This window comes from Rhizobium sp. RU36D, assembly GCF_900176345.1.
Lineage (GTDB): Bacteria > Pseudomonadota > Alphaproteobacteria > Rhizobiales > Rhizobiaceae > Allorhizobium.
This window is the reverse complement of record NZ_FWXU01000040.1, coordinates 1-10,924: the sequence shown is the minus strand read 5'-3', so window position 1 is coordinate 10,924 and position 10,924 is coordinate 1. Positions and strand designations below refer to the sequence as shown.

General features: G+C 60.9%; 12 protein-coding genes and 1 riboswitch. All 12 genes read right to left on the bottom strand.

Features of this window, described 5'->3' with window-relative positions; all coding sequences use genetic code 11:
• Positions 1 to 99: 99 nt before the first annotated feature.
• Entirely contained in the window at positions 100 to 876 is a 777-nt protein-coding gene (locus B9A97_RS27770) for an ABC transporter ATP-binding protein (protein WP_084369086.1), read from the bottom strand.
• Positions 876 to 1,937 (bottom strand): FecCD family ABC transporter permease, encoded by a 1,062-nt coding sequence (locus tag B9A97_RS27765; protein ID WP_084369085.1) that lies wholly within the window; start codon positions 1,935 to 1,937, stop codon positions 876 to 878. Before B9A97_RS27765 ends, B9A97_RS27770 begins: the two co-directional genes overlap by 1 nt.
• Complete coding sequence (locus B9A97_RS27760; RefSeq protein WP_084369084.1) at positions 1,934 to 3,034, bottom strand: ABC transporter substrate-binding protein; 1,101 nt, start codon at positions 3,032 to 3,034, stop codon at positions 1,934 to 1,936. Before B9A97_RS27760 ends, B9A97_RS27765 begins: the two co-directional genes overlap by 4 nt.
• 414 nt (positions 3,035 to 3,448) lie before the next feature.
• Positions 3,449 to 3,844, bottom strand: coding sequence for a hypothetical protein (locus B9A97_RS27755; RefSeq protein WP_084369083.1), 396 nt, complete (start codon positions 3,842 to 3,844; stop codon positions 3,449 to 3,451).
• A gap of 82 nt (positions 3,845 to 3,926) precedes the next feature.
• Positions 3,927 to 4,778: an energy-coupling factor ABC transporter ATP-binding protein gene (locus B9A97_RS27750; RefSeq protein ID WP_084369082.1), complete on the bottom strand. Its 852-nt coding sequence runs from the start codon at positions 4,776 to 4,778 to the stop codon at positions 3,927 to 3,929.
• Positions 4,775 to 5,521, bottom strand: a complete 747-nt coding sequence (cbiQ, locus tag B9A97_RS27745; RefSeq protein ID WP_084369081.1) for a cobalt ECF transporter T component CbiQ — start codon at positions 5,519 to 5,521, stop codon at positions 4,775 to 4,777. The genes B9A97_RS27750 and cbiQ overlap by 4 nt, the downstream gene beginning before the upstream one ends.
• 3 nt (positions 5,522 to 5,524) lie before the next feature.
• Positions 5,525 to 5,815: an energy-coupling factor ABC transporter substrate-binding protein gene (locus tag B9A97_RS27740; protein WP_084369080.1), complete on the bottom strand. Its 291-nt coding sequence runs from the start codon at positions 5,813 to 5,815 to the stop codon at positions 5,525 to 5,527.
• Positions 5,816 to 5,817: 2 nt separating this feature from the next.
• On the bottom strand, positions 5,818 to 6,579 hold the full coding sequence (locus B9A97_RS27735) for an energy-coupling factor ABC transporter permease (protein ID WP_244564382.1): 762 nt from the start codon (positions 6,577 to 6,579) through the stop codon (positions 5,818 to 5,820).
• Positions 6,536 to 6,750: riboswitch (cobalamin riboswitch) on the bottom strand. It overlaps the preceding gene by 44 nt.
• A gap of 289 nt (positions 6,751 to 7,039) precedes the next feature.
• Complete coding sequence (locus B9A97_RS27730; RefSeq protein WP_084369078.1) at positions 7,040 to 7,759, bottom strand: aspartate/glutamate racemase family protein; 720 nt, start codon at positions 7,757 to 7,759, stop codon at positions 7,040 to 7,042.
• An 8-nt stretch (positions 7,760 to 7,767) separates the two neighbouring features.
• Positions 7,768 to 9,072: a TRAP transporter large permease gene (locus tag B9A97_RS27725; protein ID WP_084369077.1), complete on the bottom strand. Its 1,305-nt coding sequence runs from the start codon at positions 9,070 to 9,072 to the stop codon at positions 7,768 to 7,770.
• Positions 9,069 to 9,638, bottom strand: coding sequence for a TRAP transporter small permease subunit (locus tag B9A97_RS27720; protein WP_084369076.1), 570 nt, complete (start codon positions 9,636 to 9,638; stop codon positions 9,069 to 9,071). The genes B9A97_RS27725 and B9A97_RS27720 overlap by 4 nt, the downstream gene beginning before the upstream one ends.
• Positions 9,639 to 9,665: 27 nt before the next feature.
• Positions 9,666 to 10,700, bottom strand: a complete 1,035-nt coding sequence (locus B9A97_RS27715; RefSeq protein WP_084369075.1) for a TRAP transporter substrate-binding protein — start codon at positions 10,698 to 10,700, stop codon at positions 9,666 to 9,668.
• Positions 10,701 to 10,924: the final 224 nt, after the last annotated feature.

Genomic DNA, 10,924 nt, shown 5'->3' with positions numbered 1-10,924 from the left:
GGCTTCGGGATGTTTTGTGACCCGCCTTGGCCGAGACCGAAGCTGGCAGCGCCAGGTCAAGAACGGCCACCAAGGCGGGCATCAATGGTCTGTTCTAGGTTATCCTTTTGAGGGTGAATGCTGCTCAATCGTTGAAAGCGGCAGGATCACGGGCCGGCCCTGGCGGCAGGTCAGAAACTCTGCTTCGACGCCGTAGATGTCGCGAAGCGTGGTGGGCGTCATGACAGCCTCGAAGGCGCCAGCGCCGACAAGCCCGCCCTGGCCGAGCATCATGATGCTATCGGCATGACGGCCAGCCAAATTGAGGTCGTGGATGGCAAAGAGGACAAGGGCCCCGGTGCGCGTGACATAGCGGCGTAGCAGGTCGAAGACGCGCATCTGGTGGGCGAGATCGAGCGCGCTGGTGGCTTCGTCGAGGAGCAACAGTCGGGGTTCGCGCAACAGACGCTGGGCCAGCATGACCAGTTGCTGCTGCCCTCCCGACAGCGTGCGAATCTTGCGGGGGGCAAGATCAACCAGGCCGAATTCAGCGAGGATCGCGCCTGCCGCCTCGAGAACATCAGGTGCGACGCGCCAGCCGAGGCGCTCATGGCGACCAAGCAGGACCACTTCTATGACGGTGAGATCGGCTGCAACCTGGCTTTGCTGTGGCATGAAGCCGAGTTCAGCGTGATGGATCGGGGCACCTGCAAAGCGGATCAAGCCATCACAGGCGACTATGCCCGCGATGGCCCCGAGTAGGGTGGACTTGCCGGCGCCGTTTGGCCCTATGACCCCGACGATCTGGCCGGCGGTCAGGCTGCAGTTGATATTGTCAAGGATCCGGCGGCGATTGCGGGTCACCGAGACATTTTTGAGAGAGAGTGTCCCGGTCATCAGCGTGCCTTTCCGCCGGAAAACAAGATGACGGCAAACAGCATGGGAATGCCGGCAACGGCGGTGACGATACCGACCGGAATGGCAGCACCCGGCGAGATGGCCTTTCCGAGAACTGAGGCGCCGATCAGGATAATGGCGCCGATGACCGCGGAAAGCGGCAGCGAGAAACGGTGATCCTCGCCGACCAGCATGCGGCAGACATGCGGGGCAATCAGCCCGACAAAGCCGATGGTGCCGACGAAGCAGACGGCGGCGGCGGTGAGCAGGGCAACCAGCACGAAGCTTTCGCGGCGCAGGCGATCGACGGAAAGGCCGAGGCTTCGGGCATTGGCATCGCCGAGCTTCAGGGTCGTCAGTGACCAGCAATTGCGAGCGACAAAGGGCAGGCAGCCCAAAAAGATCAGGCCGCTGACGAGCACACTGGTCCATGTGGCCTTGAGCAAGCTACCGAACAACCAGAAGACGATCTGTTGAAGGACTTCCGGCGAGGCCATGAATTGCAGGAGCGACTGCAGGGACTGAAAGAAAAACGACACGGCGATGCCGCCGAGCACAAGGATTTCCGGCGAGGCGCCACGCAGCCTGGCGATCAGGTGAACAATGCCAGCTGCAGCAAGTGTCATCGCGAAGGCCGCAAGCGGGGTCACGACGTAGATCGGAAGCGGCAGGACGCCGCCGAACATGATGGCGAGCGCTGCACCGAAGCCGGCGGCGGCCGAGAAACCCAGCGTGAAGGGGCTGGCGAGCGGGTTGTCCAGAATGGTTTGCATCTGCAGCCCGGCAAGCCCGAGGCAGGCACCGACAAGCGCACCCATCAAGGTCTGCGGCATCCGCAACTGCCAAAGGATGGTGGCGATCGTTCGGTCTTCGCCGGCAGGCCCGGCAAGCAGTCCCGCCCAGACATCTTGGAGCGGCATGCCCGAGGGGCCGGTGGTCAGATCCAGAAGCATGAGGGCGACGAGAGCCGTTGCGGCCATTACGAGGCTGACCCCACGCCGGACGGAGGCACGGCGAAATTCGCCGTGCATCGCGTTGATATCGCCGGTGGCGAGGCTCATTGGCCGGCTGCCTGATAGGGCAGCACGAAGACGCCGTCGGCTTTGATCGGCAGCCACTTGGCGTAGTAGTCGGCGATGTTCTTGGCCGGATCGACATCCTTGAAGGCGTCAGGATAAAGCTGCTTGGCGATGTACTGGGCATAGACGAAGTCCGAGAGGGTGCGGGCGCCGCCGTGGTAGATCGCGTGGACCTGACCGTTCTTGACCGCCGGAAGCTCACTCCAGCCAGCGCGCTCGACATAGGGCTTCATCCGCTCGCGGGTCACGGTCGGATCGGCACCGAAGCCAACCTGAACGGACTGCGGGCGATTGACCCATTCGGAGCCGGCGAGGAAGATCAGGTCAGGCTTTTGGGCAAGAACATATTCGGGGCTGAGCGGACCCCAATTGCCGACCTGGCCCTTGGCGATGTTCTTGCCGCCAAGCCTTTCGACCAGCGCACCCCACATCGTATCGCCATAGGAATTGCCGACTTCGGTAGCGCCCTTCTGGGCAAGCTCGACATAGACCTTCTTCTCCGTCGCGCCGGCTGCCTTGATGCGAGCATCGATGTCGGCCATCGCCACTTCGTAGTCCTTGGCCAGTTGCTCGGCCCGGTCTTCGGTGCCCATCAGCTTACCGAGCGCTAGCGTCGATGCAACGTGCTTTTCGACGGTCTGGGCGTTGTAGTCGAGAACGACGATCGGAATGCCGGCGGCTTCGATCTGCTTCACGCCTTCGCCCAACGCGTCATAGGACCAGGCGGCCAGGATCAGCAGATCCGGCTTGGCGGCCACGACCTTCTCGATCGAGAAGGTGTTGTCTTCGGTATTGCCGACATCCGGGATGGAGGAGAGCTTCGGCAGGGCCTTCTCATAAAGCGCGAACTGGTTCGGACGCCAATCCTTCCAGGTCGACAGCGACAGCGCCACCACCTTGTCGAGCGCATCAGGACCGGCAATGGCCAGATAGTCCTCGTAGTAGAAGCCGAGCACCACGCGTTCCGGCACATCGGGCACCGTGACCGTTCGACCCTTGACGTCGGTGACGGTGATATCGGCGATGGCCGGGCCGGCAAAGACCAGCGCCGCGACGGCGGCGAGGAGCAGTTTCTTCATGAGTGGGATCCTTTCTATCTCATGGTTTTGAAAAATGGGGTCGGTGTCGGCCAGCCGGAGGCAGCACCGCTCTAAGCCGATCACTCAAGGCCTTCTTCAGCGGGGCGATGTGGCCGTTCGCAATCTCGGAGGAGAAAAACTCACGTCACCCCGCGTCCGGTCATCAGCTCGACGGCCGAACTGACGCGCGAAGAAGACCGCCCTGCGCGGTGGCAGAAGCCGACTCGCAGGGGAGATTGCGCGCGGATGGCACAGGCTTGAGGAAATGGGCGGAAACGCGGACAAGGCTGCGTAGTCGGCGAGCATTGGCGGCATGGCAGACATCCGATTTCGACCGGAGCTGCACGCGGGCTTGCTCACCGGCCTGACGACAAGAAGAACCGGACGCGACAAGGCTCCGGCCGTGACCTTCGATCAGACGGTGGCGGGTGGTGCTCGGGGGGCGCTGCTGGGTGGGAAGAGCTGGCGGTAGTGTGCCTCTGCCGGCTTCGGAAGCGAGGCCTCAATGCTGGCAACAAGCCTGATGCCGACCTCGTCGGACGGTTGCGGCAACACCACCACCGCCGTGACCCGGCAGGCCTCGCAATCGGAGCCCATCGCATGCGGTTTCGTCTTCCCGTCAGCATGCATTTCCGGCAGGCAGAGTTCGGGCAAGGTGCCGTCTGGTAGCGTGAGCGCCGCGATCTCGGCGGCAGAGAGAGAGTTGGCCGCAAATGCTGGCGGCTTATGGGCGAGACCGAGGCACACCAAGGCGATCACGCAGAGAATGCGGATCATCCTTTCGATGCTGGTGCGGCTCAGAAACGCCATTATTGTGCCCCGTAGATTGCAGTCCGATAGCATCAGCGAAAGCTGCTCACAAGGGTACGATCTGTCGCATATGTGAATGCAATCAGCGTGATTCAATGCGGGCGCTACGGGCCGCACTGACCCGTGTCAGCAATTCGTCCACGGAACGTGGACATCCTTCCGCGCCTGCTATCAGTCCCAAGTCTCTCAATCCTGCCGAGATCTGATACACGATGGGGAGCCGCAAACCGCTGCGCTCGCAGAAGCGGGCATCGCCGAATACCTCTTCCGGCACCCCCTGCATAACAACCTTGCCTCTTGAGAACACCGCAACGCGATCGGCGAGTGTGTAGGCCACATCCATATCGTGGGTGGCGACCACCACGGCGACGTCATGCTTGGCCAAATCATCCAAGGTTTTCGTCAGATCCTCGACGCCCTTTGGGTCGAGCCCCGCCGTGGGCTCGTCGAGTAGCAGGACCGAGGGTGACATGGCGAGAATACCGGCGATCGCGACCCTTTTGCGCTGACCGAAGCTGAGAAGATGGGTCGGACGATGCGAGAGATCCGAGATTTCCATGACCTCAAGGGCATGCATGACCCGCTTCCTTGCCTCCTCGACCGAGAGGCCGAGATTAAGTGGCCCGAAGGACACGTCTTCGAAGACACTGGCGGCAAATAGTTGGTCGTCTGGATCCTGCAGGACCAAGCCGACGTTCGATCTGAGCAGGGTAAGCCCCTTGCGATCGTAACCGACAGGTTTGCCGTTCAGGCGAACCTCGCCCGCCGATGGCTTGAAGGAACCGTTGAGAAGCGCAAGCAGGCTGGATTTCCCGGCACCGTTTGCCCCCACGACGACGAGCTTCTGCGATGGCGCGATTGTCAGTGAGACATTGTCGAGTGCCTGCGTACCGTCTTCATAGCGGTAGCCGATGGCAAGCGCCTCAAGGATCATCCGAGCCACCAAGTCAAGGCAAAGAGCAAGGCAAGGAGTGTACCGATCAACAGCAGTCTGGCATGCGAGGCAGGTCGTTCAATCGAGATGAAGTCCAGGCGACCGGTATAGCCTCTGGCCGCCAGGCCCGTTTCCATGCGTCGAGCGCGCGCGAAGACACGCGGCAGCAGGGACGCGAGCAGCAGGCCGTTCGACTTGAGAAGGCGACGATTGCCGGAATAGCCGAGCCTTGCCTCAAGCGATTGCCTTCCGGCATCCAGACAGTCCAGCAAGACCCAGATGATCCTGAACATGACCATCGCGATGTCGGAGATCTCGGCATTTAGCCCCATTCGCTGCATGAGTTGCAAAATGCTGGAGAGCGGTGTGGTGAGTGCCAGGAAGAGCAGCGCGCTGATACAGGCGGCGCTTCGCAAGGCTACGAACAAGGCTTGATGAACAGCCGCTTCAGGGGACAAGGCGAAGCTTGGGACATACCCTTCCAACGACACCGAAAATAGCTGCGCGAACGTGCCGGTCGCGATGAACAGGACAGGGACCCGAGCAGCGCGGCCAACATCGCGACAGGAGATGCCGGCTCCGACCACCATCAAGACCACCATAGAGACCAGCGTCGCGAGTTGCAGACCCCAGTTGGTTGATGACAGGGAGATGATCATGATGCCGAGCGATAGCATAACCTTTTCGCCAGCGGCGTGATGCCGCCAGCGATTGGTCTGCGCAGAACGATCGATCGCGCGCATTTGTCAGTTTGAATCAGGACGTTTGGATGGCGAGGTTCGGCGACCAAAATAGAAGCCGATCAGCCCTGCTCCAATTGCCGCCTGCAAGGCAAACAAGAGGCTTTCGATTTCTCCACTCGGCGGCTCCCACAGAGGGGCGGCCCATGGCTGGTAGTCAGGCTGAATTTCGGTGATCGCCACTTCGGCCTCACCATCGGCACCACCGAATTCGGCGTCTCCGCCGTGATGAATGACGAGCGGCAGGATCGCCAGAAGGATGACCAAAGACAGCAGCAATAGGTTCCGTTTGAGCATGGTCACGCCTTCGCAGTCATGATGTTGAGAGCATTCAGCTCACCGCGGCTGTAGCGCTGCAGGAGATTGAACACGATCACGGTGAGGAGCCCCTCGCTGATGGCAAGCGGCACCTGGGTCAGTGCAAAAATGCCGAGAAACTTAGCGGCAGCCCCTGTCATGCCCGAGACGGGATCGGGAAAGGCTAAAGCCAGTTGCAGCGAGGTGGTCACATAGGTCGCGAGATCGCCGAGTGTCGCTGCAAAGAAGATCGCGACCGCACCGCTGAAACCCGCTCCGGTGATCCCCTTGAAAAGACCATAGGCTACGAAGGGACCGACAATAGCCATCGAGAAGACGTTGGCACCAAGCGTCGTCAGGCCGCCATGGGCCAGGAGAAGCGCCTGAAATATCAGGACAATCGTTCCAAGGACGGTCGTCACCGTTGGCCCGAAGAGAGAGGCTGCCAGCCCTGTCCCGGTCGGATGCGAGCAGCTACCCGTCACGGAAGGAATTTTCAGCGCGGAGAGAATGAAGACATAGGCTCCTGACGCTGCCATGAGGAGCTTCACCTCGGGCTTTTCCCGAACGAGCTTGACGATACGCGTTGCGCCGTAAATGACAAAAGGTGCTGATACTGCGCTCCAGCCAACCGCATGCGCGGCCGGCAGAAAGCCTTCCATGATATGCATAACTGTTCCCTCGACCGCGCCCACCGCGCGGCTTGAAAAGTCACCACGGATGTCGTGGCCCAGCGATGGCAGGTCTCCTGGCTCGCGGGTCATGGCTCGGTCCGCCTTATCAGCCCGAAAAGGCCAATGGCATGAAGGACGTCGCTCTCCGCTCACAGTTGCGGGGGCAGCCACGGTCTCGGCCCCTGATGGGTAATCCTCACCGTGTTCCCTTTTGATCCACCCTTCCTCAGGTCAGGCGGAACCATCTCTCAAAGCAGTAGGCCCGGCGTGCGAAAAAGACAACCTCTAAACTGGCCGTGCCTCACGCGGCCAACAGAACACCTATCCTGATTGAGTTTTGACCCTAGAGAGGCTTTGTGGACTTTCGCGTCGATTGGCAGGGTTGGCGGACAATCGAGCCGCTCTCAAATATTCCAGTCATGGTGCAGTGAACGCAGGCGTGATCCGCGACGACCCGTGCTTTTCCTTCACGGCAACAGGGATTTACCCCGCAACGGGCGGCGCTGATCAACGGCACGGCGGCCTATGCTCTCGATTTCCACACCCAGACCTAGACCTCAGCGCCGATATCATTGAGGCCTCTGAGGCTTGCAATCCCCTCCGCCATTTTGATCGCGGCCGCAACCCCATCAATCACCGGTATTCCGAAGTGTCGTTCCAGATCGGCCGCACGGCCTGTCAATCCGCCCGAACCGAGCAGGATTGCCTCGGCCCCGTCTTGTTGAATTGCCTCCCTGATTGTCATCAGAATGCGCCTTTCCGCTTCCCCATCGCTTCCCGCGGCGGCGGCCACGCCGATCCCAGCAGCCCTGACTGTGCAAATGTCGCTTGCACCGTAGCGGGCGAGCAGCGCATGGATCCCCGGAACCGCGGAGTGGACCGTGGTGATGATGCCGAAGCGTCCGGCCATTGTGCGAGCGGCGGCGATGCCCGCCTCACAGGTGCCTACAACGGGCACGCCGGCAATAGCGCGAGTTTCGAACAATGCAATGTCATCGAAACAGCCGAAGGCAAAGGCGTCGTAGCGTTGTGCCAGCATGTCCCGGACAAGGGAGATAACACGCGGAACGGCATCGTCGCGATGCTCGCTGGTTTCGATCGAAAACGGGCCGCTGACGGGATTGACGACGGTGACCTGGGTACCGGGAGCAACCACCTTGGCCGCCTCGTTGCGAATCTTCTCCGTGACGCCGGGATTGGTATTGGGATTGATGACGAGGAGGCGGCGCGGTCGTGGCGTCTCTGTCAAAGGGAACGGTTGTGCTTGCATTGTCGGAATCACCGGCCCGCCAGCGTATCGGGAAGCCACATGACGATCTGCGGAAAGATCATCAGGACAATTGCAAAGCCCATCATGATCACCACATAGGGTGCGGCGCCCCGGATGACGTCGCCATAGCTTCCACCGTCGTTACGGACGCCTTGGACGACGAAGAGGTTCATGCCGACGGGAGGGGTGATCAGCGCCACCTCGCACATGATGACGATGAAGATGCCGAACCAGACCGGATCGATGCCTGCGGCTATTACGATCGGGATGACAATCGGGACGGTGAGCACCAGCATCGACATGGCGTCCATAAAGGTACCGAGCAGCACGTAGAATACGAGCAGCACTAGCAGCAGCCCAAGCTGGCTGAGTTCGAACGAAGCGATCCATTGTGTCATGGTCTGCGCGGCACCCGTCATCGAGATCGTAACGTTGAGCAGCAATGCGCAGACCAGCACGATCATCACCATGCCGCTTGTCCTGGCTGCCTGGATCGAGCAATTGACCAGCAGGTCAAGCGTGAGACGGCGATTGAGCGCGACAAAGCATAGGGCGATGACGACGCCGATGGCAGCGGATTCGGTCGGCGTGGCAAGTCCGCCATAGATCGAGCCCATGACCACGCCAAAGATCACGAAAGGAGGGACAAGATGTTTGGCGAGCACCAGTTTTTGCCACAACGGCATTTCGGCCAGCACCCCTGCCTCCCGCCCGGCCCGACCGTGAAAGAGGAAGATGTAGACGGAGAACAGCAGCGCCATCAGCAGTCCCGGCACCACGCCGCCAGCAAAAAGCTGTCCGACCGACGTGTTGGCAAGTTGGCCATAAACCAGGAGATTGACGCTTGGAGGAATGAGAATTCCAAGAGTTCCGCCCGCAGCCAGAGAGCCGAGCGCCGGGCGCATCGGATACTTGTACTGCTGCAGCGCCGGCAGGGCGATGGTCCCGACAGTGGCTGCCGTCGCCACCGAGGAGCCCGATGTTGCGGAAAAGAGCGTGCAGGTTGCGATATTGGTATGAAGCAGACCACCCGGAAGTCGGGCAAGCCAAACAGCAAGCGCGTCGAACATCCGGTCGGCGATGCCGCCGCGCAGCAGCAGTTCACCGAGCATCATGAACAGCGGTATGGCCAGCATCGAGGGGCTGTTGAGACTTTGCCATATGACGCCGCCCATCATGTCGACCAGTGGCATGCCATACATCAGATAGCCGCCGAGCGCACCGACCGCGACAATCGCGACCGCCACGGGAAAGCTGAGGAACATGAGCCCCAGCATGGCGCAGAAGCCGATTGCGACGATAACGATATTCATTGTGCTGCCTCCTCGCGCTTGCGCAGGTCATCGAGTTCGGCCTGCAGTTCCTGCCGGGCGGAGATGGGGCCGAACTGCAGATTGAGGGAGCGCCAGTCGCGGCGTGCGATCAGAAGCACGGCCTTGACGCCGAGGATGACGGCGGCGATCGGGAAGGTCGCCATGGCGATCAGCCAGATCGTCTGGGGATAGATCAGAGGCGTCGCCCAGGGGGTCTGGGCGATCGACTTGTAGGCTTGCGTGTCAAGAACGGTGTCGACGGTAAAGTAGAAGAAATAGCCGGCAAGCAGCGCCAGAGCGATCGCCGACAACCCGCTCAGGAATGCCTGTACGGAACCCGGCATCAGGGCCGTCAGCTGGTTGATGCGGATATGAGAATTTTCTACCAGGGCGACGGTGAAGGCGAGCGGGGCGGCGATGGCGATCGCATAGCCGCCCAGTTCGTCGATTCCGCCAAGCGAAAAGGAGAAGAACTTTCTGAGCACGGTCTCGGCAGTAATCGCCAGAGACAGCAGGATCATCATGATTCCGAAAGTAATGCCGAGGATACGTGCATAGGTCTGCATGTTTTTTTCTCCTGTGCCGGGTAGCGATCAGAGGCCGAGTTCGGCTCCAACAGTCTTCTTCCAGCTTTCCTCGCAGTCTGCTGCAACCGCGTTGCACTGCTGCGCCCATACCGGCAGTGACACTTCGCCAACCGCGGCCGCAACCGTCTTCAGGTCTGCTTCGGATACCGCCGCTTCGGTCAGGGCATAGGGCTTGCCGCGTTCGCAGGGCGTCTGGCCAGTATTGCAGCGCATGGCGTCTTCATACAGTTCTTCGGAGAAGCTCCAGATATCGCCCGTGAGTTCGCTGATCGCTGCTGCCAGCTTTTCCTGCTGTTCGGGGCTGAACTTTTCCCAGCTCTTGAGGTTGATCGCATAGCCATTGACGGCGAGCTGCAGCGCCACCGGGAGCACGGTGGTGGTAGCCTCGGGCCAACCACCCGAATTGGCAGATGCTGGACCGGTGATGGCGCAGTCAACCACACCGCGCGACAGAGACTGCTGTACTTCGCCGAAGGGCATCGAGATGCCCGTCGCACCCAGCTTGGCAACGAAATTGGCCGCGCTCTGGTCGCCGACGCGTACCTTCAGCCCGTTGAGATCGGCAAGGCCCTTGACCTGAGGCTTGCAAAAGATGACCTGGGGACCCGCCGGCCAGACGCCGAGCAGCTTCGCGTTGAACTGGCTTTCGAGTCTGCCGCCGACATAGCCCTTGAAGGCATCCATGTGCTTCCGGCCCGCCTCGAAGCTGGTGTTCAATCCCACGAGATCGAGACCCAGTATGGACGGCTCGTCGCGACTGACCTGCGGTCCGCGGATTGATACGATGTCGAAGAGGCCCGATTTCAGGATCCGAAGCCCATCGGTGTCGGGAATGCCGGCCACGTCGACCGGCAGGTATTCGACCTTGATGTCGAGGCCGGTTTTTTCTGCCAGCGACTCGAAGAAGGGTTTCTCCTTCTGTTGCGCGATGAGGCCGGAGCCGGAGGGTTGGCTGAGCACCCGCAGGGTGATGGTCTGCGCCTCTGCGGCGCCGGCCAAGATCAGTGCGGATGTCAGGGACATGACGATGCGCTTGAACATGCGATTATCCTTTCCTGGGCCACGACGGCCTGGTTGTCTAAGAAAATCCATTCACGCTTCTGGGACGCGCGATGTCGGGGGGGGCGTCATGCTTCCATGAGCTCAACGTGACCTTGTGTTCCCCGGCGTCTAATACCAACGTGCACGGATCATGACCGATGCGCCCAATCGCGCGTTCCGATGGACATGATCTTCCACGGCTGATCGACGAGCCTGTTCCAAGC